The sequence below is a fragment of the Pseudomonas sp. P2S-1 genome (genome assembly GCF_057197725.1).
Genome location: NZ_CM170068.1, coordinates 2433454 through 2459774, shown reverse-complemented (window position 1 = coordinate 2459774; position 26321 = coordinate 2433454). Strand labels below are relative to the sequence as shown.

Here is a 26321-nt window from a genome sequence, read left to right as displayed (position 1 = left end):
AGCGCGAATGAGACAACGCTGGCGGCGCCTAAGTTCGTTCTTAGACGATTGTCGACAATATTGATTTTGTCTTTGACTGCGATGGCTGGATTGGCTAGTTTTGGCGCATTGATCTTTCAAGGTGTCGACAATCATGCTGGACGCAGCCCAAGCACCCGGAATCGTCCAGGACGAGTCGGAAACCCTTTCCGAGAATGTCTTCCGGCGTATCCAGGCCGCCATCGTCAAGGGCGAGATCGCCCCGGGCAGCAAGATCTCCGAGCCTGAGCTGGCGCGCACCTACGGCATCAGCCGCGGTCCGCTGCGCGAGGCCATCCACCGCCTGGAAGGCCAGCGCCTGCTGGTGCGGGTGCCGCATGTCGGGGCACGGGTGGTGTCGTTGTCCCATGCCGAGCTGATCGAACTCTACGAAATCCGCGAATCCCTCGAAGGCATGGCCTGCCGCCTGGCTGCCGAGCGTATGAGCGTAGCCGAGATCGACGAGCTGCGCCGGGTGCTGGACACCCATGAGCGGGATGCCGCGTTCCAGGCCGGCCTCGGCTACTACCAGCAGGAAGGCGACTACGACTTCCACTACCGGATCCTCCAGGGCAGCGGCAACAAGACCCTGGTCAAGATGCTCTGCGACGATCTCTATCAACTGGTGCGCATGTACCGCATCCAGTTCTCGGCCACGCCCAACCGGCCGCGCCAGGCCTTTGCCGAACACCACCGGATTCTCGATGCCATCGCCGACCGTGACGGCGAACTGGCGGAACTCCTGATGCGCCGTCACATCGGCGCATCCAAACGCAACATCGAGCGTCACTACCTGGACGCCACTAGCCCACGAGGTGAGTCATGAGTCAGAAAAGCAGTCCCGGCCAGCGCTTCCGCGATGCGGTCGCTGCCGAGCACCCGCTGCAGGTCGTCGGTACCATCAATGCCAACCACGCCCTGCTGGCCAAGCGCGCCGGGTTCAAGGCCATCTACCTCTCCGGTGGCGGTGTCGCCGCCGGCTCCCTCGGCCTGCCGGACCTGGGCATCACCGGCCTGGACGACGTGCTCACCGACGTGCGCCGCATCACCGACGTCTGCGACCTGCCGCTGCTGGTGGATGTCGACACCGGTTTCGGTTCCTCGGCGTTCAACGTGGCGCGTACCGTCAAGTCGATGATCAAGTTCGGCGCTGCGGCCATCCATATCGAGGACCAGGTCGGCGCCAAGCGTTGCGGCCACCGTCCGAACAAGGAAATCGTCTCCCAGCAGGAGATGGTCGACCGCATCAAGGCCGCCGTCGATGCCCGTACCGATGACAGCTTCGTGATCATGGCGCGCACCGACGCCCTGGCCGTCGAAGGCCTGGAAGCCGCGCTGGACCGCGCTGCCGCCTGCATCGAGGCCGGCGCCGACATGATCTTCCCGGAAGCCATCACCGAACTGTCGATGTACAAGACCTTCGCCGAGCGCGTGCGCGCGCCGATCCTGGCCAACATCACCGAATTCGGCGCCACGCCGCTGTACACCACCGAGGAACTGGCCTCGGCCGACGTGTCCCTGGCCCTGTACCCGCTGTCGGCCTTCCGTGCCATGAACAAGGCCGCAGAAAACGTCTACACCGCCCTGCGCCGCGACGGCACCCAGAAGAACGTGATCGACACCATGCAGACCCGCATGGAGCTGTACGACGCCATCAACTACCACGCGTTCGAGCAGAGCCTCGACGCCCTGTTCGCGCAGAAAAAGGCCTGAGCCAAAGGCCCCTGATTAGCCAAATAGCTTCCATAACAAGTTCAAGAAAGGAGAGATCCCATGGCCGAAGCAAAAGTACTCAGCGGAGCCGGCCTGCGTGGCCAGGTGGCCGGGCAGACCGCACTGTCGACAGTCGGTCAGGCCGGTGCCGGGCTGACCTACCGCGGCTATGACGTGCGCGACCTGGCGGCCAACGCCCTGTTCGAGGAAGTCGCCTACCTGCTGCTCTACGGAGAACTGCCGAACCAGGCGCAACTGGCCGAGTACCAGGCCCGCCTGAAGACCCTGCGCGACCTGCCGCAAGCCTTGAAGGAAGTGCTCGAGCGCATCCCGGCCAACGCCCACCCGATGGATGTCATGCGCACCGGCTGCTCGGTGCTCGGCACCCTGGAGCAGGAGCTGAACTTCGACCAGCAGCGCGACAAGACCGACCGCCTGCTCGCCCTGTTCCCGGCGGTGATGTGCTACTGGTACCGCTTCAGCCACCACGGCGTGCGCATCGAGTGCACCAGCGACGAAGACACCATCGGTGGTCACTTCCTCTACCTGCTGCACGGCAAGAAGCCGAGCGAGCTGCACGTCAAGGTGATGAACGTCTCGCTGATCCTGTATGCGGAGCACGAATTCAACGCCTCGACCTTCACCGCCCGGGTCTGTGCCTCGACCCTGTCCGACCTGTATTCCTGCGTCACCGCCGCCATCGGCTCGCTGCGCGGCCCGCTGCACGGCGGTGCCAACGAAGCGGCGATGGAACTGATCGAGCGCTTCCAGAGCCCGCAGGAAGCGGTGACCGAGCTGCTGAAGATGCTCGAGCGCAAGGACAAGATCATGGGCTTTGGCCATGCCATCTACAAAGAGTCCGACCCGCGCAACGAAGTGATCAAGGGCTGGGCGAAGCAGCTGGCTGACGAGGTGGGCGACAAGGTCCTGTACCCGGTGTCGGAAGCCATCGACAAGACCATGTGGGAACAGAAGAAGCTGTTCCCCAACGCCGACTTCTACCATGCCTCGGCGTACCACTTCATGGGCATCCCGACCAAGCTGTTCACCCCGATCTTCGTCTGCTCGCGCCTGACCGGCTGGGCGGCGCACGTCTTCGAGCAGCGCGCCAACAACCGCATCATCCGCCCGAGCGCCGAGTACACCGGCGTCGAGCAGCGTGCGTACGTGCCGATCGAGAAGCGCTGACACAGATCTGCAGAGCACCACCAAACCCTGTGGGAGCTGGCTTGCCAGCGATGAGGCCAGCAGGAGCACCCTCATTGCCAGCTCTGGCCCTATCGCTGGCAAGCCAGCTCCCACAGGGGGCAGTGGGGCTCTTGAGAATAATGATCGACACAAAACCGAACCCGTGACCGAGCCGACCTGAAATGAACACCGAATTCCGCAAGTCCCTGCCAGGCACCGGCCTGGACTATTTCGATGCCCGCGCGGCGGTCGATGCGATCGCCCCGGGCGCCTACGACCGCCTGCCGTACACCTCCCGCGTCCTCGCCGAGAACCTGGTGCGGCGCTGCGATCCGGCGACCTTGAAAGCCTCCCTGGGCCAGCTGATCGAGCGCAAGCGCGACCTCGACTTCCCCTGGTTCCCGGCCCGCGTGGTCTGCCACGACATCCTCGGCCAGACCGCCCTGGTCGACCTCGCCGGCCTGCGTGATGCCATCGCCGACAAGGGCGGTGACCCGGCCCAGGTCAACCCGGTGGTGCCGGTCCAACTGATCGTCGACCACTCCCTGGCCGTGGAATGCGGCGGCTACGACCCGCAGGCGTTCGAGAAGAACCGCGCCATCGAGGACCGCCGCAACGAAGACCGTTTCCATTTCATCAACTGGACCAAGAAGGCGTTCAAGAACGTCGATGTGATCCAGCCGGGCAACGGCATCATGCACCAGATCAACCTGGAGAAGATGTCGCCGGTGATCCATGCCGAGCGCGGCGTGGCCTATCCCGACACCTGCGTCGGCACCGACAGCCACACCCCGCACGTCGATGCCCTGGGCGTGATCGCCATCGGCGTCGGCGGCCTGGAAGCCGAAAACGTCATGCTCGGCCGCGCCTCCTGGATGCGTCTGCCGGAAATCGTCGGTGTCGAGTTGTCCGGCAAGCCGCAGCCGGGCATCACCGCCACCGACGTGGTGCTGGCCCTGACCGAATTTCTGCGCAAGCAGAAAGTGGTCGGCGCCTACCTGGAATTCCACGGTGAAGGTGCCCGCGCCCTGACCCTCGGCGACCGCGCCACCATCTCCAACATGGCCCCGGAATACGGTGCCACCGCCGCGATGTTCGCCATCGACGGCCAGACCATCGACTACCTGCGCCTGACCGGTCGCGACGAGCAGCAGGTCAAGCTGGTGGAAACCTACGCCAGGGAAGCCGGCCTGTGGGCCGACAGCCTGGTCAATGCCGAATACGAGCGCGTGCTGCGCTTCGACCTGTTCAGCGTCGTGCGCAACATGGCCGGCCCGTCCAACCCGCACGCCCGTGTCGCCACCAGCGACCTGGCCGCCAAGGGTATCGCCGGTGCCTGGGAAGAAGTCCCGGGGCAGATGCCGGATGGCGCGGTGATCATCGCCGCCATCACCAGCTGTACCAACACCAGCAACCCGCGCAACGTGATCGCCGCCGGCCTGCTGGCGCGCAATGCCAACAAGGCTGGCCTGGTGCGCAAACCGTGGGTCAAGTCGTCCCTGGCGCCGGGTTCGAAAACCGTGGCCCTGTACCTCGATGAAGCCGGCCTGACCGACGAACTGGAGCAACTGGGCTTCGGTATCGTCGCGTTCGCCTGCACCACCTGCAACGGCATGTCCGGTGCGCTGGATCCGCAGATCCAGCAGGAAATCATCGACCGTGACCTGTACGCCACCGCCGTGCTCTCGGGCAACCGCAACTTCGACGGGCGCATCCATCCCTACGCCAAGCAGGCGTTCCTGGCTTCGCCGCCGCTGGTGGTGGCCTATGCCATCGCCGGGACCATCCGCTTCGATATCGAGAAGGATGTGCTGGGCGTGGTCGATGGCAAGGAAATCCGCCTCAAGGACATCTGGCCGAGCGACGAGGAAATCGACGCGGTGGTGCGGGCTTCGGTCAAGCCGGAGCAGTTCCGCCAGGTCTATATCCCGATGTTCGCCATCGAGGAGGACAAGGGGCCGAAAGTCGCGCCGCTGTACGAATGGCGCCCGATGAGCACCTATATCCGCCGTCCGCCGTACTGGGAAGGCGCCCTGGCCGGCGAGCGCACGCTCAAGGGCATGCGTCCGCTGGCGGTGCTGCCGGACAACATCACCACCGACCACCTGTCGCCGTCCAACGCCATCATGCTCGACAGTGCCGCCGGTGAGTACCTGGCGAAAATGGGCCTGCCGGAAGAGGACTTCAACTCCTACGCGACCCACCGCGGCGACCACCTCACCGCCCAGCGTGCCACCTTCGCCAACCCGAAACTGTTCAACGAAATGGTCCAGGAAAACGGCAAGGTCAAGCAGGGTTCGCTGGCGCGGATCGAGCCGGAAGGCAAGGTCACCCGCATGTGGGAAGCCATCGAGACCTACATGGAGCGCAAGCAGCCGCTGATCATCGTCGCCGGTGCCGACTACGGCCAGGGCTCGTCGCGGGACTGGGCGGCCAAGGGCGTGCGTCTGGCGGGTGTTGAAGCGATCGTCGCCGAGGGCTTCGAGCGTATCCACCGCACCAACCTGGTGGGCATGGGCGTGTTGCCGCTGGAGTTCAAGGCGGGCGTGAACCGCAACACCCTGGAACTGGATGGCAGCGAGCTGTACGACGTGGTCGGCCAGCGCACACCGCGGGCGACCTTGACCCTGGTGGTCACCCGGCGCAATGGCGAGCGTGTCGAAGTGCCGGTGACCTGCCGCCTGGATACTGCGGAAGAGGTGTCGATCTACGAGGCGGGCGGGGTGCTGCAGCGCTTTGCCCAGGACTTCCTGGAAGGCACTGCCTGATATCGGCGAGGCCCATCAGGGCCTCATCGCTGGCAAGCCAGCTCCCACAGGTCACGCGATCCCTGTGGGAGCTGGCTTGCCAGCGATTGGGGTTTTACCAATTGAACTGACAGGACCTATTCATGCCGCACATACCGCAAATCAAGATCCCCGCCACCTACATCCGCGGCGGCACCAGCAAGGGTGTGTTCTTCAACCTCAAGGACCTGCCCGAAGCCGCGCAGCTCCCCGGCGCCGCGCGCGATGCCCTGCTGCTGCGGGTGATCGGCAGCCCCGATCCCTACGGCAAGCAGATCGACGGCATGGGCGGAGCCACGTCCAGCACCAGCAAGACGGTGATCCTGTCGCGCAGCATCAAGCCGGAACACGACGTCGACTACCTGTTCGGCCAGGTCTCCATCGACAAGGCCTTCGTCGACTGGAGCGGCAACTGCGGCAACCTCTCGGCGGCGGTGGGTTCCTTCGCCATCAGCGCCGGGCTGGTCGATGCCGGCCGTATCCCGCAGAACGGTATCGCCACGGTGCGTATCTGGCAGGCCAATATCGGCAAGACCATCATCGCCCATGTACCGATCACCAACGGCGAGGTCCAGGAAACCGGCGATTTCGAGCTGGACGGGGTGACCTTCCCGGCGGCCGAGGTGCAACTGGAATTCCTCGATCCGGCTGCCGATGAAGATGGCGCTGGTGGCTCGATGTTCCCCACTGGCAACCTAGTGGATCAGCTCGAAGTACCGGGCGTCGGCACCCTCGAAGTGACCATGATCAACGCCGGGATCCCGACCATCTTCGTCAAGGCCGAGGCCATCGGCTACACCGGGACCGAGCTGCAGGACGCGATCAATGGCGATGTCGAGGCACTGGCGCGTTTTGAAACCATCCGCGCCCATGGTGCGGTACGCATGGGGCTGATCAAGCACATCGACGAAGCGGCGGGGCGCCAGCATACGCCGAAGGTAGCCTTCGTTGCGGCGCCGGCGGATTACCTGTCGTCCAGCGGCAAGGCGGTCAAGGCGGGTGAGATCGACCTGCTGGTGCGCGCGCTGTCCATGGGCAAGCTGCACCACGCGATGATGGGCACGGCGGCGGTGGCGATCGGCACGGCGGCGGCGATTCCGGGGACCCTGGTGAACCTGGCAGCTGGTGGTGGCGAGCGCGAGGCCGTGCGTTTCGGGCATCCGTCCGGGACCCTGCGGGTCGGGGCGCAGGCGCAGCAGGTGAACGGTGAATGGACCGTGACCAAGGCGATCATGAGCCGTAGTGCGCGGGTGTTGATGGAAGGGTGGGTGAGGGTGCCGGGGGATTCGTTCTAGCGCGCTTTCTTCTGCTGGAGAGGCGGTGGTCGTCATGAGGCGGGCACCGCTTTTTTGTTTCTGATCTTTTGGTGTTCTCCCGGGCCTCATCGCTGGCAAGCCAGCTCCCACAGGGTCCGCGGTGCATGCGATCCCTGTGGGAGCTTGCCAGCGATGAGGCCCTCAGAAACGAAAAAGCCCCGTCAGACTGACGGGGCTTTTTCATTCACACGGGTCTAGCTTCAGACCTGAACAGCCGGGATCTTGGCGTTCGCAGCCGCCTCACGGAACTCGGCGATCTGGTCGAAGCTCAGGTAGCGGTAAACGTCGGCCGCCATGGCGTCGATGTTCTTCGCGTACTCCATGTACTCCTCGACGGTCGGCAGCTTGCCGATGATCGAAGCGACCGCAGCCAGCTCGGCCGAAGCCAGGTACACGTTGGTGGCGTCGCCCAGACGGTTCGGGAAGTTACGGGTCGAAGTGGAGACCACGGTCGAACCGGTCTGCACACGTGCCTGGTTACCCATGCACAGCGAGCAGCCTGGCATTTCCATGCGCGCGCCAGCCTTGCCGTAGATGCCGTAGTAGCCTTCTTCGGTCAGCTGGTGGGCGTCCATCTTGGTCGGCGGAGCCAGCCACAGACGGGTCGGAATGCCACCCTTGACCTTGTCCAGCAGCTTGCCGGCAGCGCGGAAGTGACCGATGTTGGTCATGCACGAACCGATGAACACTTCGTCGATCTTCTCGCCCTGTACCGAAGACAGCAGGCGGGCATCGTCCGGGTCGTTCGGCGCGCAGAGCACAGGTTCCTTGACGTCGGCCAGGTCGATTTCGATGATTTCGGCGTACTCGGCGTCAGCGTCGGCCGACAGCAGCTCAGGGTTGGCCAGCCAGGCTTCCATCGCTTGTGCACGGCGCTCCAGGGTGCGCGGATCACCGTAGCCTTCGCCGATCATCCAGCGCAGCAGGGTGATGTTGGACTGCAGGTACTCGGCGATCGCCTTCTCCGGCAGCTTGATGGTGCAACCGGCAGCGGAACGCTCGGCCGAGGCGTCGGACAGTTCGAACGCTTGCTCGACGGTCAGGTCGTTCAGGCCTTCGATCTCCAGGATGCGGCCGGAGAAGGCGTTTTTCTTGCCTTTCTTCTCGACGGTCAGCAGGCCTTTCTGGATCGCGTAGTAAGGGATGGCATGCACCAGGTCACGCAGGGTGATGCCAGGTTGCAGCTTGCCCTTGAAGCGAACCAGGATCGACTCTGGCATGTCCAGCGGCATGACGCCGGTGGCGGCGGCGAAGGCCACCAGGCCGGAACCGGCCGGGAACGAGATGCCGATCGGGAAGCGGGTGTGCGAGTCGCCACCGGTGCCGACGGTGTCAGGCATCAGCATGCGGTTCAGCCAGCTGTGGATGATGCCGTCGCCAGGACGCAGCGACACGCCGCCACGGGTGCGGATGAAATCCGGCAGGGTGTGGTGGGTGGTGACGTCGATCGGCTTCGGATAGGCCGCGGTGTGGCAGAACGACTGCATGACCAGGTCGGCGGAGAAGCCCAGGCACGCCAGGTCCTTCAGCTCGTCGCGGGTCATCGGGCCAGTGGTGTCCTGGGAGCCGACGGTGGTCATCTTCGGCTCGCAGTAGGTGCCCGGGCGAACGCCGGTCACGCCGCAGGCCTTGCCGACCATCTTCTGTGCCAGGGTGTAGCCCTTGCCGGTGTCGGCAGGCTGCTCTGGCTTCTTGAACAGGTCGGAGGCGCCCAGGCCCAGTTCGGCGCGGGCTTTTTCGGTCAGGCCGCGGCCGACGATCAGCGGGATACGGCCGCCAGCGCGAACTTCGTCCAGCAGCACTTCGGTCTTCAGCTCGAAGCTGGTGACCAGCTCGTCGCTGCCGTGACGACGGACTTCACCCTTGAACGGGTAGACGTCGATGACGTCGCCCATGGCCAGGTTGGTGCAGTCGAATTCGATCGGCAGGGCGCCGGCGTCTTCCATGGTGTTGTAGAAGATCGGGGCGATCTTGGTGCCGAAGCAGAAACCACCGGCGCGCTTGTTCGGCACGTACGGGATGTCGTCGCCGAAGAACCACAGGACGGAGTTGGTAGCGGATTTACGGGAAGAACCGGTACCGACCACGTCACCGACGTAGGCAACCGGGAAGCCCTTGGCTTTCACGGCTTCGATCTGGGCCAGCGGGCCGACCGAACCTGGCTGCGAAGGCTCGATGCCGTCGCGGGCCATTTTCAGCATGGCCAGGGCGTGCAGCGGGATGTCAGGGCGCGACCAGGCGTCCGGGGCAGGGGACAGGTCGTCGGTGTTGGTTTCGCCAGGCACCTTGAACACGGTCAGGGTGTATTTCTCGGCGATGGCCGGACGCGAGGTGAACCACTCGCCGGCAGCCCAGGATTCCAGCACGGCCTTGGCGTGGACGTTGCCCGCCTTGGCTTTTTCGGCCACGTCGTGGAAGGCATCGAACATCAGCAGGGTGCCTTTCAGCTGTTCGGCAGCGACGGCGCCCAGCTCGGCGTCGTCCAGCAGCTCGACCAGGGTGGCGATGTTGTAGCCGCCCTGCATGGTGCCCAGCAGTTCTGCGGCACGCTTGCGGTCGATCAAGGGGGATTTGGCTTCGCCTTTGGCGATGGCGGAGAGGAAAGCGGCCTTGACGTAGGCGGCTTCGTCGACTCCTGGCGGGACGCGATTGGTGATCAGGTCAACGAGGAAGGCTTCTTCGCCGGCCGGCGGGTTTTTCAGCAGCTCGACCAGGCCTGCGGTTTGTTCGGCGTTAAGCGGCTGGGGAACGATACCCAGAGCTGCGCGCTCTTCGATATGTTTGCGGTAGGCTTCAAGCACAGTTATTACCCTCATCAGTGGTCCCAAATGGGTGTCCGGGACGCTCATCCAGAAAATCCGCACTCATGCGCACATACGGCTTTTTGAGCCACGTAGCCAGAGTTGCAGGAAATCCTTACAGAAGCTGCTTTCAAAGTTTTACGCCTGTAGAACGGAAGGCTGATGAGGGCTGATCCGGAACATTCACTGGTGAATCTTCCGAACCAACGCCGTTCTACCGGATGACTGTGCTCGTGACGCTTTGAAAACAGCTTCTAACGGACATTGGTGCCTAAAAAGGCGGTGTGATTCTACGGCAATTTCCGGATAAAGGTAAGGCGACGACGAAGACTTTAACGAGTGACCCCCGTTAGACAAAGGGCTAACATGGCCGCCTGTTTCACTGCCATGCCGTCGATCCGCCCATGTCCAATCAGTCCATCAAGACGCCTTGCGTCGGCCTCTGCTCCACGGTTTACGGGGATACGGTGTGCCGCGGCTGCAAGCGTTTCCACCACGAAGTGATCCACTGGAACGGCTACAACGACGACGAGAAACGCGCCGTCTGGCTGCGCCTGGAGCAGCTGCTGGTGCAGGTGATGACCGCCAAGCTGGAAGTGTTCGACGTCGATCGCCTGCGCCAGCAGCTGGAGCAGCGCAAGATCCGCTATGTGGCCCACCAGTCGGAATATTGCTGGGCCTACCAGTTGATCGCCCGTGGCGCGCGGGTGATCCGTGAGCTTGAGGCCTACGGGCTGGTGCTGTTGCCGGAGTTTCGTGACTGGGAGTTGCCGCAACTGCGCGATGCCATCGATACCGAGTTCTTCCTGCTCTCCGAGGCCCATTACCAGCGTTATATCGCGCCGGGGTTTCTCAAGGATGCCCTGGGTTAATGTGCTGTTCCTGAGGGCCTCATCGCCGGCAACGCCGGCTCCCACAGGTACTGCGCGCGGCGCGGAGCCTTGTGGGAGCCGGCGTTGCCGGCGATGAGGCCCTCGAGCGCTCTGGAAAAGTCAGCCCTGCGCCAGCTCGTTCAAATGCGCCACCACCTCGGCCGTCTTCAGCACCAGCACGTCGCTCTCCAGCGAGTCCAGCACCACCTCCGCCGTATTGCCGATCAGTGCCCCGGTGATCCCGGTCCGGGCCACGGTGCCAATCACCGTCACCACCGCATCCAGTTTGTGCGCGGTATGGGGGATGAGCACATCCGCCGGCCCTTCGGCGACATGCAGGCGCTCGTCGGCAATGTCGAATTCAGCCTGGAACGCCGCGCACTCCTCGCGATAGCGCTGCTCGATGGTTTCCTTCAACTGGTACACCGGGTCCGCCGCCGAGAGCATCGGCGACGGATGGGCGGCGATCACGTGCAGTTCGCCCTTGGCCAGCCCGGCGATGGCGTAGCCGTGGTCGATGATGTCGCCGTGCAGGACGCGGTGGTCCTGGTCATGGTTGCCGACATCCACTGCCGCCAGGATCACCCCGCCGGTCCACGGCCGCTCGGTCTTGACCATCAGCACCGCCGCCGGGCACAGGCGCAGCAGTTTCCAGTCCGACGGGGTGAGCAGGGCCTTCTTCAGCGGGTTGTCCGGGCGATGTTCCTTGATCACCAGTTCGCAGCCCTCGGCCTGCTGCACATCGATGATCGACTCGTGCAGGGTGTCGTGCCAGGCCTGCTCGAAGGTGACGTTGTCATAACCATCGTCATGCAACTGGCTGCACAGCAGGCTGAGCAGGGCGCTGTGATCGTGCTTGCGGTCGCACATCAGCAGGTGCAGGCGGGCGCCGGTGGCCGTGGCGATGAGTTTGGCCCGGGTCAGGGCGCGGCTATGGGCGTGCTCGGGGTCGAGGACTACCAGAATGCTGCGAACGGCTTGCATGAGCGGGAACTCCCAGGGAAATGACAACCAATGCCTGACTATAGTCGGCGTTCGCAGCGGCGCAGCTTGATGCATATCAACCCCGGGTCACTGGTGATCGCTGACGGCGCCGGTATAATCGCCGGCCCTGTCGTCCACCTGCCGTTCGTGAATCATGGAACCTATCCCCGAAATCGAAGCCTTCCTCGGTTGCCGCACCCCTGATGCCTGGGTCCAAGCGGCGCTGGCCGACCAGGAAACGATGCTGATCGACCACAAGAACTGCGAGTTCAAGGCCGCCAGCACCGCCCTGAGCCTGATTGCCAAGTACAACGCGCATATCGACCTGATCAACATGATGTCGCGTCTGGCCCGGGAGGAGCTGGTGCATCACGAGCAGGTGCTGCGCCTGATGAAGCGCCGCAAGATTGCCCTGCGCCCGGTGTCCGCCGGGCGCTACGCCTCGGGCCTGCGCCGCGTGGCCCGGGCGCATGAGCCGGCCAAGCTGGTGGACACGCTGGTGATCGGTGCCTTTATCGAGGCCCGCAGTTGCGAGCGCTTCGCCGCGCTGGTGCCGCACCTGGACGAGGAACTGGGCAAGTTCTACCACGGCCTGCTCAAGAGCGAGGCGCGGCACTATCAGGGGTATTTGAAGCTGGCCCTGCAATACGGTGATGCCGAGGATATCCAGCGCACCGTGGACAAGGTGCGCGAGGTGGAAATGGAACTGATCCTCTCGCCGGACGAGGAATTCCGCTTCCATAGCGGCGTGCCCGCTTGATTTGAGCTGACGCGGACCCTGTGGGAGCTGGCTTGCCAGCGATTTGGCCCTGTCTGGCAACTGCCTTCTCAGCGCCGGCCTCATCGCTGGCAAGCCAGCTCCCACAGGGTCCGCGCGGCTTTCCTGATGTCTATTCTCCTGCCTAATCCTGACTAATCCAGTCAACCTTTTATCGGCAAAATACCAAGCAAGCTAATAAATGCCTGGACAATGATTGCCTAAGCAGACATATTTGCTTACATCACTGCCTAAGCAGGGTTCTCCCCACATGCAGCATTTCACCCCGGAAAATTTCCAGACCTGCACCATCGGCTTGCTCCTCGGCCGCGCCGCGCTGGTCAAGGACCGCATTCTCGACACCCATCTGCAGGACCACGACGTTACCGCCGCGCAGTTCAAGGTGCTGATCATCATTGCCCAGTTCGCCGTGGATACCCCGGCCGACCTGTGCCGTTACCTCGGCCTCGACAGTGGTGCCATGACCCGCATGCTCGACCGCCTCGAACAGAAGGCCCTGATCGCCCGTAGCCGTTGCCCGGAAGACCGCCGCCAGGTCCGCGTCGGCCTGACCGACGAGGGCCGCAAGCTGGCCGACCGCCTGCCGCACATCGGCGCCGCAGCGATGAACGAGCTGGTCGGCACCCTCGACCCGGACGAACTGGCGACCCTGACTGCGATCCTGACCAAGGTCCTGGTCAATGCCGGCGACGCCCTGACCTTGCTGCGGGTGGGCCATAAATGAAGACCTCCACCTTGCGTACCGGCCTGAGCCTGTTGGTGCTTGCCCTGAGCCTGGCCGGTTGCGCCAGTTATGAAGGCCTGTCGACCTCCGGCAAGCGCCTGTCCGCTGCCGAGCTGAAAGCCGGCAAGACCCTCGAAGGCGTGACCCTGTCGCCGGCCGCCTGGCCGAAAAGCGACTGGTGGCGCGACCTCGGCGATCCACAACTGAACGGTCTGATCGGCGAAGCCCTGCGCGACAGCCCGGACATGCAGATCGCCAGCGCCCGCGCCCACCAGGCCAGCGCTGCAGCCCTGGCTGCCGATGCCGAACGCATGCCGACCCTGGATGCCAATGCCAGCGTCAGCCGCTCGCGGCTGGCCCGTGACCAGGACCCGGCCGGGCAGGGCGGGCGCTATTCGACCCTGCGCAGCCTCAGCCTCGATTTCAACTACAGCTTCGACCTCTGGGGCGGGCAGCGTGACGCCTGGGAAGCCGCCCTCGGCCAGGCCCGTGCCGCCGAAGTGGACCGCCAGGCCGCCAGCCTGACCCTGGCCGCCGACGTGGCCCGGGCCTACAGCCAACTGGGCCAGGCCTATATCGTCAACGACCTGACCCAGGAAGACCTCAAGCGCACCCGGCAGATGCTCGACCTGGGCAAACGCCGCCTGAGCGCCGGGATCGACAGCGACTACCAGTTGCAGCAGACCGAAAGCCTTGCCGCCAGTTCGGAAGAGCAGGCGATCAACGCCGCCAAGCAACTGCGCAGCGCGCAGGTCGCCCTGGCCGTGTTGCTCGGCAAGGGCCCGGACCGCGCCCGCGAAATCGCCCGCCCGGCGGTGCTCAAGCCCGGTGCCGTGGCGCTGCCATCGGTGCTCCCGGCCGAACTGCTGGGCCGCCGCCCTGACCTGGTGGCCGCGCGCTGGCGGGTGGAGGCGGCGAGCAAGTCCATCGATGCCGGCAAGACCCGCTTCTACCCCAACCTCAACCTGAGCGCCGCCGCCGGTACCCAGGCCCTGCTGGGGGACGCGATCTTCGGCGCGCCGAGCCGCTTCTTCAATATCGCCCCGACGATCTCGCTGCCGATCTTCGACGGCGGCCGCCTGCGCGCCGACCTCGATGCCCGCGACGCCGATTACGACCTCGCGGTGGCGCAGTACAACAAAAGCCTGGTCAACGCCCTCGGCGAAGTCAGCGACAGCATCGACCAGTTGCACGCCCTCGGCGAACAGGTCGCGGCCAAGCAGCGTGCCGCCGATATCGCCCGGCAGTCCTACGACACGGTGATGCAGCGCTACGGCTCGGGCATCGGCAACTTCCTCGATGTGCTGAGCATCGAACAGCAACTGCTCCAGGCCCAGCGCCAACTGGCCGAACTCAACGCCGAGCGCATCGACCGCTCGGTCCTGCTGATGCAGGCCCTCGGCGGTGGCTTCCAGAACCCACCGCAGCAACAGGCGGCGAGCACATCGCCGGCTCATCCATAAGGTATTCGTCATGGCTAATCAAACGGACACTGCCGTCAACGAGCAGGACGTCAACAACCAGCGCAAGCGCAAGACCTGGCTGATCGGCCTGGCGCTTGTCGTCGTCGCCCTCGGCGCCGGCACCTGGGCCTGGCACGAGCTGTACGGGCGCTGGAGCGAAAGCACCGACGACGCCTACGTCAACGGCAACGTGGTGGAAATCACCCCGCTGGTCTCCGGCACCGTGGTCAGCATCGGCGCTGACGATGGCGACCTGGTGCATGCTGGCCAGGAACTGATCCGCTTCGACCCGAGCGATGCCGAGGTTGGCCTGCAGGCTGCCGAGGCCAAGCTGGCCCGGGCGGTGCGCCAGGTGCGCGGGCTGTACAGCAATGTCGACGGGCAGAAGGCCCAGGTTGCGGCGCGCAAGGCCGAATTGCAGAAAGCCCAGGAAAACTACAACCGACGCAAGACCCTTGCCGCCGGCGGGGCGATCTCCCAGGAAGAGCTGTCCCACGCCCGTGACGACCTGGCCTCGGCGCAGAGCGCCCTGAGCAATGCCCAGCAGCAACTCAACACCACCACTGCCCTGGTGGACGACACCGTGGTCTCCTCCCATCCGGAAGTCCAGGCTGCCGCTGCCGAGCTGCGCCAGGCCTACCTGAGCAATGCCCGCACCACCCTGGTGGCGCCGGTGACCGGCTACGTCGCCAAGCGTACCGTGCAACTCGGCCAGCGTCTGGAGCCGGGCACCGCGACCATGGCGGTGATCCCCCTCGACCAGTTGTGGATCGATGCCAATTTCAAGGAAACCCAACTGCGCAACATGCGCATCGGCCAGCCGGTGGATATCACCACCGACCTGTACGGCAGCGAGGTGAAGTACAGCGGCACCATCGACAGCCTCGGCGCCGGGACCGGCAGCGCCTTCGCCCTGCTGCCGGCGCAGAACGCCACCGGCAACTGGATCAAGATCGTCCAGCGCGTGCCGGTGCGGGTGCATATCAACCCCGAGCAACTGGCCCAGCATCCGCTGCGCATCGGTTTGTCGACCATGGTCGATGTCGACCTGCACGATCAGAGCGGCCCGGTCCTGGCCCAGCAGCCGCCACAGAAGGCCAGCTTCGCCACCCAGGTCTATGACCGTCAGCTGGCCGAGGCCGACACCCTGATCGCCCGGCTGATCCACGACAACAGCGCCAGCGACAAGACGGCCCAGCGATGAGCAACCAGGCCTCGTTCACCCCGCCGAGCCTGCTGCTGTCCACCATCGGCCTGTCCCTGGCGACCTTCATGCAGGTGCTCGACACCACCATCGCCAACGTGGCGCTGCCGACCATCTCCGGCAACCTCGGGGTGAGTTCGGAGCAGGGCACCTGGGTGATCACCTCGTTTGCGGTGAGCAACGCCATCGCCTTGCCGCTGACCGGCTGGCTGAGCCGGCGCTTCGGTGAGGTCAAGCTGTTCATCTGGGCGACCCTGCTGTTCGTGCTGGCTTCGTTCCTCTGCGGGATCTCCCAGTCGATGCCGGAGCTGGTGGGCTTCCGGGTCTTGCAGGGCGTGGTCGCCGGGCCGCTGTACCCGATGACCCAGACCCTGCTGATCGCGGTTTATCCGCCAGCGAAACGGGGGATGGCCCTGGCGCTATTGGCCATGGTCACGGTAGTGGCGCCGATTGCCGGGCCGATCCTCGGTGGCTGGATCACCGACAGCTACAGTTGGCCGTGGATCTTCTTCATCAATATCCCCATCGGCCTGTTCGCTGCCGCCGTGGTCCGCCAGCAGATGCGCGCGCGGCCGGTGCAGACCAGCCGCCAGCCGATGGACTATATCGGCCTGCTGAGCCTGATCATCGGCGTCGGCGCCTTGCAGATCGTCCTCGACAAGGGCAACGACCTGGACTGGTTCGAATCGAACTTCATCGTGGTCGGCAGCCTGATCTCGGTGGTGTTCATCGCCGTGTTCATCATCTGGGAGCTGACCGACAAGCATCCGGTGGTCAACTTGCGGCTGTTCGTCCACCGCAACTTCCGCATCGGCACCATCGTGCTGGTGGGTGGTTACGCCGGGTTCTTCGGCATCAACCTGATCCTGCCGCAATGGTTGCAGACGCAGATGGGCTATACCGCGACCTGGGCCGGGCTGGCGGTGGCGCCGATCGGCTTGCTGCCGGTACTGATGTCGCCCTTCGTGGGCAAATATGCGCACCGCTTCGACCTGCGCCTGCTGGCCGGGCTGGCGTTCCTGGCGATCGGCCTGAGCTGCTTCATGCGCGCTGAATTCACCCACGAGGTGGACTTCCAGCATGTCGCCCTGGTGCAGTTGTTCATGGGTATCGGCGTGGCGCTGTTCTTCATGCCGACCCTGAGCATCCTGCTCTCGGACCTGCCGCCGCACCAGATCGCCGACGGCTCGGGCCTGGCGACCTTCCTGCGCACCCTGGGCGGCAGCTTCGCGGCGTCGCTGACCACCTGGATCTGGATTCGCCGGGCGGACCAGCACCATGCCTACCTCAGCGAAAGCATCAGCACCTACGACCCGGCGACCCGGGATGCCTTGCACCAACTGGGCGGGGCAGGGGGCACGGCGTATCGCCAGCTGGAGCAGATGCTCAGCAGTCAGGCGTACATGATGTCGACGGTGGATTACTTCACGTTGATGGGCTGGGTGTTCGCGGGGTTGATTCTGCTGGTGTGGCTGGCGAAACCGCCGTTTGCGGCGAAGGCGGGGCCGGCGTCGGGCGGGCATTGAGGGGCGTCATGAAACCCTCGGGCACGCGATCCATGCGCCCGAGGGTTCTCTCACTTAGCCCAGCAGCGGCTTGATCGCAGTGATGGTCGGTTCGCCACCGATCGGCACATAGATTTCCACAGCCACATGGCGATGGCCGTTTTGGCCAGGAATGGTCTGGTCGGCTGCGTACTGATAGTTGACGCCGTTGACTTGCTGGGAACGGACTTGCAGCGGTTGGTATTCCGCGCCAATCAGTCGCGAGGTGGCTTCGGCGAAGATTTCCTTCTCCTGGGCAGTCGGCGTGTGAAGAGGGGTCCAGCCACCAACGATGCTTTGCTCGGTCATGCGTTTTATCTCCATATAAAGTTCCTACTCGTCTGGCTTTTCGGACTACGCCCCGTCTATTTCAATGGTTTCCGGCATCCATGTTCGCGGTGTCAAAGATGTGAACTGGTTCACATAGTCGCTATACGATATCACTCGCAAAAGCCGCGTCTGTCGGTCAGAAACCATTTGATCTGTAAGTGATTGGCTATTCACGGAAGTGTCATGAAGGAGGGCGCGGTCGGTGTAGGAGCTGGCTTGCCTGCGATGGACCGCAGCGCGGTCCCAAAACCGGACACGCCAGAATGTCTGGACAAGTGCGATTGCATAGGCACTGTGAATCCTGGCGGTCACAGGGCACAGGCTCGTGCTGGATGGTTTTGGGACCGCTCCGCGGTCCATCGCAGGCAAGCCAGCTCCTACAGGGGAGCGGCGTGATGGGATCAGGCGAAGTCGAACGGGCTCAGTTGGAAACCCTGTTCATCCACCTGCAGCGCCCAGCCTTGCCTGTCCCAGTCGCCCAGCACGATGCGCCGTCCGGCACTGCCATCGTCGAGGGTGAGCTTGTGGATGGCCGGCCGGTGGGTGTGGCCGTGGATCAGGGTGTGCACGCCATGGCGTTGCATCAGGCGTGGTATGTCCTCGGCGGTGACATCGACGATGTCGTTGGCCTTCATCCGCGTCTGCGCCTTGCTTTCGCTGCGCAGCTTGCGCGCCAGCTTGTGCCGGGTCGACAGCGGAAGATGACGGAGGATCCACAGGCTCAGCGGGTTGCGCAGGTAGCGGCGCAGCTTCATGTAGGCTTGGTCGCGGGTGCACAGGCTGTCGCCATGCATCAGCAGCACCGGCTCGCCGCCCATCTCGACCACGCTGGGGTCCTTGAGCAGGGTGCAGCCAGCCGCCTTGCAGAAGGCCTGGCCGATCAGGAAATCGCGGTTGCCGTGCATCAGGAACACCCGGGTGCCGGCATCGCTCAGTTCACGCAGGGCCTGGCAGATCGACTGCTGGAACGGCGTCATGCCGTCGTCGCCGATCCAGGCCTCGAAAAAGTCGCCAAGGATGTACAGGGCCTGTGCATCCCGGGCGCGGGTCGTCAGCAGATCAAGAAACGCCCGGGTAATGTCCGGGCGTTCTTCTTGCAGATGCAGATCGGAGATCAGCAGTATCACTCAATGATCTCGGCTTTCTCGATGATCACGTCTTCCTTCGGGACGTCCTGGTGGCCAGCCTTGGAACCGGTGGCGACCTTCTCGATGGCGTCGACGATTTCCTGGCCTTCGGTCACTGCACCGAATACCGCGTAGCCCCAGCCCTGCACGTTCTTGCCGCTGTGGTTGAGGAAGTCGTTGTTGCTGGCGTTGATGAAGAACTGCGCCGAAGCCGAATGCGGCTCCATGGTACGGGCCATGGCGATGGTGTACTTGTCGTTCTTCAGGCCGTTGTCAGCTTCGTTCTGGATGCTGGCGCGGGTTTTCTTTTGGCCCATGCTCGCATCGAAACCGCCGCCCTGGATCATGAAGCCCTTGATCACGCGGTGGAAGATGGTGCCGTCGTAGTGGCCGTCTTGCACGTACTGGACGAAGTTTTCCACGGTTTTCGGGGCTTTTTCGCTGTCCAGTTGCAGGACGATGACGCCGTGGTTGGTGCTCAGTTTGACTTTGGCCATGCTGAAATTCGCTCTCTCAAGGCAGGTGTGAAGAAGAGTGTGCCGTGCACGTTTATGACCCTGACGCCCGCTTAGACAACGGCGATACGTTTATTGCAGGGATTTTTTCCGCGCAGCGTGCATATTCGCGCCGGTTTGTCGGCGTGGTGCTGTCGGCGGCGCGACGGCTTCGGCTATGATACGGGCTTTGTTTCACGCGGCCTACCCGCGCCGCAGACCGGACTTCGAAGGATCCTATGAGCAAGCCCACCGACACCGCTCCCAATGCCGCCAAAGGCGCGCCCGCCGTTCCCGTGAATTTCCTGCGCCCGATCGTGCAGGCCGACCTGGATTCGGGCAAGCACAGCAGCATCGTCACCCGTTTCCCCCCAGAGCCCAACGGTTACCTGCATATCGGCCATGCCAAGTCGATCTGCGTGAACTTCGGCCTGGCCAAGGAATTCGGCGGTGCCTGCCACCTGCGCTTCGATGACACCAACCCGGCCAAGGAAGACCAGGAGTACATCGACGCCATCCAGGAAGACGTCAAGTGGCTGGGCTTCGAGTGGACCGGTCCGGTGCGCTACGCCTCGGAATACTTCGACCAGTTGCACGACTGGGCCGTGGACCTGATCAAGTCGGGCAACGCCTACGTCTGCGACCTGACCCCCGAGCAGGCCAAGGAATACCGTGGCAACCTGACCGAGCCGGGCAAGAACAGCCCGTTCCGCGAGCGCAGCGTCGAAGAGAACCTCGACCTGTTCGCGCGCATGAAGGCCGGCGAGTTCAAGGACGGCGAGCGCGTGCTGCGGGCGAAGATCGACATGGCTTCGCCGAACATGAACCTGCGCGACCCGATCCTCTACCGCATCCGCCATGCCCACCACCACCAGACCGGTGACAAGTGGTGCATCTACCCGAACTATGACTTCACCCATGGTCAGTCGGACGCCATCGAAGGCATCACCCACTCCATCTGCACCCTGGAGTTCGAAGGCCATCGCCCGCTGTACGAGTGGTTCCTCGACAACCTGCCGGTGCCGGCCAAGCCACGCCAGTACGAGTTCAGCCGTCTCAACCTGAACTACACCATCACCAGCAAGCGCAAGCTCAAGCAGCTCGTCGACGAGAAGCACGTCAACGGCTGGGACGACCCGCGCATGTCGACCCTGTCCGGCTTCCGCCGCCGCGGCTACACCCCAGCGTCGATCCGCAATTTCTGCGAGATGATCGGCACCAACCGCTCCGACGGCGTGGTCGACATGTCGATGCTCGAGTTCAGCATCCGTGACGACCTCGACCGCAACGCACCGCGCGCCATGTGCGTGCTGCGTCCGCTGAAGGTGGTGATCACCAACTACCCGGAAGGCCAGGTCGAGCAACTGGAACTGCCGCGCCATCCGAAGGAAGACATGGGCGTGCGCGTCCTGCCGTTCGCCCGCGAGTTGTACATCGACCGCGACGACTTCATGGAAGAGCCGCCGAAGGGCTACAAGCGCCTGGAGCCGGCCGGTGAAGTGCGCTTGCGCGGCAGCTACGTGATCCGCGCCGACGAGGCGATCAAGGATGCCGACGGCACTATCGTCGAGCTGCGCTGCTCCTACGATCCGGACACCCTGGGCAAGAACCCCGAGGGCCGCAAGGTCAAGGGCGTGATCCACTGGGTTCCGGGCGAGGCCAGCGTCGAGTGCGAAGTGCGTCTGTACGATCGCCTGTTCCGCGCGGCGAACCCGGAGAAGGCCGAAGAGGGCGGCACCTTCCTCGACAACATCAACCCGGATTCGCTGCAGGTGCTGCGTGGTTGTCGTGCCGAGCCATCGCTGGGTAACGCCCAGCCAGAGGACCGCTTCCAGTTCGAGCGCGAAGGCTACTTCTGCGCCGACCTGAAAGACTCCCGTCCAGGCCAACCGGTATTCAACCGCACCGTGTCCCTGCGTGACTCCTGGGGCAGCTGAGGAAATTTCGTGCTTACCATCTACAACACCCTGAGCAAGACCAAGGAAGTATTCAAACCGCTGGAAGGCAACAAGGTGCGGATGTACGTCTGCGGCATGACCGTGTACGACTTCTGCCACCTGGGCCACGGCCGCAGCATGGTTGCCTTCGACCTGGTCACCCGCTGGTTGCGCTACAGTGGCTACGACCTGACCTACGTGCGCAACATCACCGACATCGATGACAAGATCATCAACCGCGCCAACGAGAACGGCGAGTCGTTCGACGCCCTGACCGCGCGCATGATCGATGCGATGCACGAGGACGAGCGCCGCCTGAACATCCTCAAGCCGGACCTGGAGCCGCGTGCCACCGACCATATCCCCGGCATGCACGCGATGATCCAGACCCTGATCGACAAGGGCTACGCCTACGCCCCGGGCAACGGCGACGTGTACTACCGGGTCGGCAAGTTCGTCGGCTACGGCAAGCTGTCGCGCAAGAAGATCGAAGACCTGCGCATCGGTGCGCGGATCGAGGTGGACGAGGCCAAGCAGGACCCGCTGGACTTCGTCCTGTGGAAAGGCGTCAAGCCGGGCGAGCCGAGCTGGGAATCGCCATGGGGCCCGGGTCGTCCGGGCTGGCACATCGAATGCTCGGTGATGTCCACCTGCTGCCTGGGCGACAGCTTCGACATCCACGGTGGCGGCAGCGACCTGGAGTTCCCGCACCACGAGAACGAGATCGCCCAGAGCGAAGCGGCCACCGGCAAGCCGTACGCTGCGTCGTGGATGCACTGCGGGATGATCCGGATCAACGGCGAGAAGATGTCGAAGTCGCTGAACAACTTCTTCACTATCCGCGACGTGCTCGACAAGTATCACCCGGAGGTGGTGCGCTACCTGCTGGTGTCCAGTCACTACCGCAGCGCGATCAACTACTCCGAGGACAGCCTGCGCGACTCGAAGGGCGCCCTGGAGCGCTTCTACCACGCGCTGCGCGGTCTGCCGCTGGTGGCGCCGCAGGGTGGCGAGGCGTTCGTCGAGCGCTTTGCCGCGGCGATGAACGACGACTTCGGGACTCCGGAAGCGTGCGCCGTGTTGTTCGACCTGGTGCGCGAGATCAACCGTCTGCGTGAGAGCGATGCGCAGGCGGCGGCCGGTCTGGCGGCGCGTCTGCGTGAGCTGGGCGGGTTGCTGGGTGTGTTGCAGCTGGATGCCGACGAGTTCCTGCGTGCGGGGGCGGAAGGCAAGGTCGATGCGGCTGAGGTCGAGGCACTGATCCAGGCCCGTCTGCAGGCCCGTGCCGACAAGAACTGGGCAGAGTCCGACCGGATCCGCGACCAGATCACCGCCATGGGTGTGGTGCTGGAAGATGGCAAGGGTGGGACTACCTGGCGTCTGGCTGACTGAAGCCTTGTGTTACCAGTGATGGCCTCATCGCCGGCAAGCCAGCTCCCACAGGTACTGCACAGACCTCAAGAACTGTGCTGACCCTGTGGGAGCTGGCTTGCCAGCGATGGGGCCATCAGCCTTTCACACCTGCCCCCTGCAATGCATCACCAGCCGGGCCCCGCCGAGGTCGCTTTCCCCCACCTCCAGCCCGAACCCATGCAGGTCGACGATCGCCGCGACGATCGACAATCCCAGCCCGAACCCCGTGTGCTTGTGGCCTTCTTCACTGCGATAGAAGCGTTTCAACACCGTCTCGCGCTCCTCCGCCGGAATCCCCGGCCCACTGTCTTCCACCGCGATATGCACGCCATCCTCGTCACCCAGGGCGCTGATCCGCACCTGGCCGCCGGCCGGGGTGAACTTGATCGCATTGCCCATCAGGTTGGCCAGGGCCTCGAACAGCAGCTCATGATCACCGAACAACGCGGGCAAGGGCTCACGCATCTCCAGGCTCAGGCTGATCTCGCCATCCTCGGCCAGCGGCAGGTAGAAATCGTGCAACTCAACCAGCAGTGCCTCGGGCTTCAGCTCGACGAAGCCGGCACGCCGCTGTCGGTCCTCCAGCTCGCTGATCCGCAACAGCCCGCGAAAGCGCGCCATCAAGGTGTCGGTCTCGGCAATCGCCTGCTCCATCGCCTCGGCCTGGGGCGCATCGTCCCCGGCCTGCTGGCGAATCCGGTAAAGCTGGGCGCGCAGGCGGGTCAGCGGGGTGCGCAGGTCATGGGCGATGTTGTCGCAGACGCCCTTGACCTCGTGCATCAGCCGTTCGATACGGTCGAGCATGGCATTGACGATGGCTGCCAGCATGTCCAGCTCGTCACGCCGTTGCGACAGCGGCAGGCGCCGGGTCAGGTCGCCGGCGACGATCTGCTCGGCGGTGGCCTGGATCGCCCGGATGCGCTTCAGCGGCCGCCGGCGCAGCCAGTACCAGCCGGCGATTCCGGGAATGATGGTCAGCGACAGGCCCCAGAGCAGGGCATGCAGGATGATCCGGGTGACCACGAACAGCGAACCGTTGTCGCGCACCAGCACCAGCCAGCGCCCGTCCGGCACCTTCAGCGCCACGCCGTCGCAACTGTCCGCCGGCAGGCGCGGATCGTCGGCGTCCAGGCAGCGCTTGAGTTCGTGGATGCGTCCGTCCAGGCCAAGCCCGGCGGGCATCTGGCGGATCTGGCCGCCGAGGGCATTGAACTGCGGGTCGAACAGGCCGTAGGCGTCGAAGCTGCGCTCCTCGAAGGCCTGGCTGGCGATCAGCGCATCGTCCAGCTGCTTGCCGCTCATATGGGCGAACAGGTGCTGGCGCTGGGTCAGGGAGTGCCGGGTCAGCTTGTTCAGGTAGCTGGACACCTCAAGGTACAGCACCCCCATCAGGATGCTGCTCCAGGCCACGAACAGGAAACTGTACAGCGCCAGCAAACGGCTGGTGGACGAGCTCCAGCCCTTATGCGGGTTCGGCAATGGCATAGCCGGAGCCCCGCACGGTGCGAATCAGCGGGGTCTGGCCGGGCGCGTCGATCTTCTTGCGCAGGCGACCGATATGCACATCGATCAGGTTGGTGCCCGGATCGAAGTGATACCCCCAGACCTCCTCGAAGATCATCATCCGGGTGATCACCTGGCCGGAATGGCGCATCAGGAATTCCAGCAGCTTGTACTCGGTGGGCAGCAGGTTCAGGGCCTGCTCGCCGCGCCGCGCCTCGTGGCTGATCAGGTCCAGCTCCAGGTCGGCGACCTGCAGGCGGGTCTGGGTCATGGGCACGCTGTTGCGCCGCAGCAGAACCTCGACCCGGGCCGCCATCTCGTCGGAGGCGAAGGGCTTGGTCAGGTAGTCGTCGCCGCCGGCGCGCAGGCCGCGGACCCGCTCGTCGACATCGGAGAGGGCACTGATCATCAGGATCGGCGTGGTGATCTTCAGGTTGCGCAGGGTGGTGACGATGGTCAGGCCGTCGACTTCCGGCAGCATGCGGTCGACGGTGATCAGGTCGTAGCCCCCGGCGATGGCGCGGGCCAGGCCTTCGCGGCCGTTGTCGATCCAGTCGACGTCGAGGCCATGGCTGGAAAGTTCGGCGACGATTTCCTGGCCGGTGACGGCATCGTCTTCGATTGTCAGTACGCGGGGCATGCTTTTACCTGGGCGAAGGTTGGAAATTCGATTGTGCCAAAGAATAGGCAAGGCCCGGGTTAAAGGAAATTTATGTTTGGGGGAGCTTCAAGCTTCAAGCTCCAAGTTGTAAGAGAAAAGCGGGACGCGGGGAACCGGCTTTTTCTTGCAGCTTGGAGCTTGTGGCTTGCCGCTTTAGAGAGCGACCTTGACGATCCAGCCAGCCGGCGCTTCCACGTCACCGCTCTGGATGCCGGTCAGTTCGGCATACAGCTTCTTGGTCACCGGACCGACTTCGGTCTCGCTGTGGAATACATGCAGCTTGCCGTTGTACTGGATGCCGCCGATCGGGGTGATCACCGCAGCGGTACCGCAGGCGCCGGCTTCCTTGAACTTGCCGATCTCGTCGATCAGCACGTCGCCTTCGACCACGGTCAGGCCCAGGCGCGAGGCGGCCAGTTCCATCAGCGACAGGCGGGTGATGCCCGGCAGCACGGAGGCGGATTTCGGGGTGATGAACTGGTTGTCGGCGGTGATGCCGAAGAAGTTGGCCGAACCCACTTCCTCGATCTTGCTGTGGGTCAGCGGGTCGAGGTAGATGGCGTCGGCGAAGCCTTGCTTCTTGGCTTCGGCGCCCGGCATCAGGCTGGCAGCGTAGTTGCCGCCGACCTTGGCCGCGCCGGTGCCTTGTGGCGCGGCACGGTCGAAGCCGGAGATGACGAAGTTGTGCGGGGTCATGCCGCCCTTGAAGTACGAGCCGACCGGGATGGCGAAGACCGAGAAGATGAACTGCGGCGCGGTGCGCACGCCGATGTTGTCACCCACGCCGATCACGAACGGACGCAGGTACAGGGCGCCCTTGCCGTACGGCGGGACGAAGCGCTCGTTGGCCTTGACCACTTGCTTGCAGGCCTCGATGAAGGCTTCGGTCGGCACTTGCGGCATCAGCAGGCGGGCACAGCTGCGGGCCATGCGCGCGGCGTTCTGGTCAGGGCGGAACAGGTTGATCGAACCGTCCTGGCAACGGTAGGCCTTCAGGCCCTCGAAGCATTGCTGGCCGTAGTGCAGGGCAGTGGAGCCTTCGCTGATGTGCAGGACGTTGTCTTCGGTCAGGGTGCCCGCGTCCCACGCGCCGTCGCGCCATACGGAGAGGTAGCGCTTGTCGGTCTTGATGTAGTCGAAGCCCAGCTTGTCCCAGTTAATGCTTTCGTTGCTCATGGCACCCTCGATCTGTTTGGCAATCGCCTGTAGGTCAGGCGGCGCTTCGCGCGCAAGGCGGTCACGATAATACATCCCGTGCAGATCGGAAACGCCTGTCGGCAGATTCGCCGGGACAATTCGTCGTCCATTCGCAGGCGCCGACCTGCGGTCGGATTTTCCTGCCGGGGTGGTAGCCAGGCATTTTTCAGGTTCGAAGTTCCGATCGGAGTCGCCTGCTTTCCATAAGGAATTTGCCGTTTTTAAAAGCCGAGGCCGGCTTTAGCCTGAATGCCCCATTCAAGGACGA

At 64.1% G+C, this 26321-nt stretch carries 21 protein-coding genes; 13 read left to right on the top strand and 8 right to left on the bottom strand.

The features are described from left to right. The first annotated feature begins 133 nt into the window (after positions 1 to 133). The 5 genes from AC2CQI_RS10790 (at position 134) to prpF (ending at position 7000) form a co-directional block, all read left to right on the top strand. Positions 134 to 844 carry a GntR family transcriptional regulator gene (locus tag AC2CQI_RS10790; RefSeq protein ID WP_075806800.1) on the top strand — a complete coding sequence of 237 codons (711 nt, stop codon included), beginning with the start codon at positions 134 to 136 and terminating at the stop codon, positions 842 to 844. After that, a complete protein-coding gene (gene prpB / locus AC2CQI_RS10785; RefSeq protein ID WP_075806801.1) occupies positions 841 to 1731 on the top strand; it encodes a methylisocitrate lyase in 891 nt (296 codons plus the stop codon). The genes AC2CQI_RS10790 and prpB overlap by 4 nt, the downstream gene beginning before the upstream one ends. Positions 1732 to 1791: 60 nt before the next feature. After that, positions 1792 to 2919, top strand: coding sequence for a bifunctional 2-methylcitrate synthase/citrate synthase (gene prpC, locus AC2CQI_RS10780; protein WP_484580132.1), 1128 nt, complete (start codon positions 1792 to 1794; stop codon positions 2917 to 2919). A 182-nt stretch (positions 2920 to 3101) separates the two neighbouring features. Further along, on the top strand, positions 3102 to 5687 hold the full coding sequence (gene acnD / locus AC2CQI_RS10775; RefSeq protein ID WP_484580131.1) for a Fe/S-dependent 2-methylisocitrate dehydratase AcnD: 2586 nt from the start codon (positions 3102 to 3104) through the stop codon (positions 5685 to 5687). A 122-nt stretch (positions 5688 to 5809) separates the two neighbouring features. Next, positions 5810 to 7000, top strand: a complete 1191-nt coding sequence (gene prpF / locus AC2CQI_RS10770; protein ID WP_484580130.1) for a 2-methylaconitate cis-trans isomerase PrpF — start codon at positions 5810 to 5812, stop codon at positions 6998 to 7000. A gap of 221 nt (positions 7001 to 7221) precedes the next feature. Here the strand turns inward: prpF and acnB are convergent, their stop codons facing one another. After that, positions 7222 to 9822 carry a bifunctional aconitate hydratase 2/2-methylisocitrate dehydratase gene (gene acnB, locus AC2CQI_RS10765; protein ID WP_075806805.1) on the bottom strand — a complete coding sequence of 867 codons (2601 nt, stop codon included), beginning with the start codon at positions 9820 to 9822 and terminating at the stop codon, positions 7222 to 7224. Between the two features lie 404 nt (positions 9823 to 10226). On the opposite strand from acnB, the gene AC2CQI_RS10760 reads away from it, so the two are divergent. Next, positions 10227 to 10694 (top strand): DUF1289 domain-containing protein, encoded by a 468-nt coding sequence (locus tag AC2CQI_RS10760; protein ID WP_484580129.1) that lies wholly within the window; start codon positions 10227 to 10229, stop codon positions 10692 to 10694. 120 nt (positions 10695 to 10814) lie between these two features. Here AC2CQI_RS10760 and AC2CQI_RS10755 read toward each other — a convergent pair whose 3' ends face one another. Beyond that, positions 10815 to 11678 (bottom strand): universal stress protein, encoded by an 864-nt coding sequence (locus AC2CQI_RS10755; RefSeq protein ID WP_075806807.1) that lies wholly within the window; start codon positions 11676 to 11678, stop codon positions 10815 to 10817. A gap of 154 nt (positions 11679 to 11832) precedes the next feature. On the opposite strand from AC2CQI_RS10755, the gene AC2CQI_RS10750 reads away from it, so the two are divergent. From AC2CQI_RS10750 to AC2CQI_RS10730, 5 genes are all read left to right on the top strand, one after another. Next, positions 11833 to 12438, top strand: coding sequence for a MiaE family protein (locus AC2CQI_RS10750; RefSeq protein WP_075806808.1), 606 nt, complete (start codon positions 11833 to 11835; stop codon positions 12436 to 12438). 268 nt (positions 12439 to 12706) lie between these two features. Next, entirely contained in the window at positions 12707 to 13180 is a 474-nt protein-coding gene (locus AC2CQI_RS10745; protein WP_075806809.1) for a MarR family winged helix-turn-helix transcriptional regulator, read from the top strand. Then, a complete protein-coding gene (locus AC2CQI_RS10740; RefSeq protein WP_484580128.1) occupies positions 13177 to 14643 on the top strand; it encodes an efflux transporter outer membrane subunit in 1467 nt (488 codons plus the stop codon). The genes AC2CQI_RS10745 and AC2CQI_RS10740 overlap by 4 nt, the downstream gene beginning before the upstream one ends. Before the next feature lie 10 nt (positions 14644 to 14653). Continuing rightward, the gene (locus AC2CQI_RS10735; protein ID WP_484580127.1) at positions 14654 to 15847 is read left to right on the top strand and encodes an EmrA/EmrK family multidrug efflux transporter periplasmic adaptor subunit; all 1194 of its coding nucleotides are present in this window, start codon (positions 14654 to 14656) and stop codon (positions 15845 to 15847) included. Next, positions 15844 to 17373 (top strand): DHA2 family efflux MFS transporter permease subunit, encoded by a 1530-nt coding sequence (locus AC2CQI_RS10730; RefSeq protein ID WP_484580126.1) that lies wholly within the window; start codon positions 15844 to 15846, stop codon positions 17371 to 17373. The genes AC2CQI_RS10735 and AC2CQI_RS10730 overlap by 4 nt, the downstream gene beginning before the upstream one ends. Positions 17374 to 17427: 54 nt before the next feature. Here the strand turns inward: AC2CQI_RS10730 and AC2CQI_RS10725 are convergent, their stop codons facing one another. The 3 genes from AC2CQI_RS10725 to AC2CQI_RS10715 form a co-directional block, all read right to left on the bottom strand. Then, on the bottom strand, positions 17428 to 17700 hold the full coding sequence (locus AC2CQI_RS10725; RefSeq protein WP_075806813.1) for a hypothetical protein: 273 nt from the start codon (positions 17698 to 17700) through the stop codon (positions 17428 to 17430). Positions 17701 to 18122: 422 nt separating this feature from the next. Further along, complete coding sequence (locus AC2CQI_RS10720; protein ID WP_484580125.1) at positions 18123 to 18848, bottom strand: UDP-2,3-diacylglucosamine diphosphatase; 726 nt, start codon at positions 18846 to 18848, stop codon at positions 18123 to 18125. After that, positions 18845 to 19345, bottom strand: a complete 501-nt coding sequence (locus AC2CQI_RS10715) for a peptidylprolyl isomerase (RefSeq protein ID WP_075806815.1) — start codon at positions 19343 to 19345, stop codon at positions 18845 to 18847. The genes AC2CQI_RS10720 and AC2CQI_RS10715 overlap by 4 nt, the downstream gene beginning before the upstream one ends. Positions 19346 to 19581: 236 nt before the next feature. Between AC2CQI_RS10715 and AC2CQI_RS10710 the strand changes: the two genes are divergently transcribed. Next, a complete protein-coding gene (locus tag AC2CQI_RS10710) occupies positions 19582 to 21279 on the top strand; it encodes a glutamine--tRNA ligase/YqeY domain fusion protein (RefSeq protein ID WP_484580124.1) in 1698 nt (565 codons plus the stop codon). Positions 21280 to 21288: 9 nt separating this feature from the next. After that, positions 21289 to 22671: a cysteine--tRNA ligase gene (cysS, locus tag AC2CQI_RS10705; RefSeq protein WP_484580123.1), complete on the top strand. Its 1383-nt coding sequence runs from the start codon at positions 21289 to 21291 to the stop codon at positions 22669 to 22671. Positions 22672 to 22794: 123 nt separating this feature from the next. Here cysS and AC2CQI_RS10700 read toward each other — a convergent pair whose 3' ends face one another. The 3 genes from AC2CQI_RS10700 to AC2CQI_RS10690 form a co-directional block, all read right to left on the bottom strand. After that, a complete protein-coding gene (locus AC2CQI_RS10700) occupies positions 22795 to 24177 on the bottom strand; it encodes a sensor histidine kinase (protein WP_075806818.1) in 1383 nt (460 codons plus the stop codon). Beyond that, a complete protein-coding gene (locus tag AC2CQI_RS10695) occupies positions 24155 to 24835 on the bottom strand; it encodes a response regulator transcription factor (protein ID WP_075806819.1) in 681 nt (226 codons plus the stop codon). Before AC2CQI_RS10695 ends, AC2CQI_RS10700 begins: the two co-directional genes overlap by 23 nt. A gap of 174 nt (positions 24836 to 25009) precedes the next feature. Further along, on the bottom strand, positions 25010 to 26032 hold the full coding sequence (locus tag AC2CQI_RS10690; protein WP_075806900.1) for a branched-chain amino acid aminotransferase: 1023 nt from the start codon (positions 26030 to 26032) through the stop codon (positions 25010 to 25012). Between the last annotated feature and the right edge of the window lie 289 nt (positions 26033 to 26321).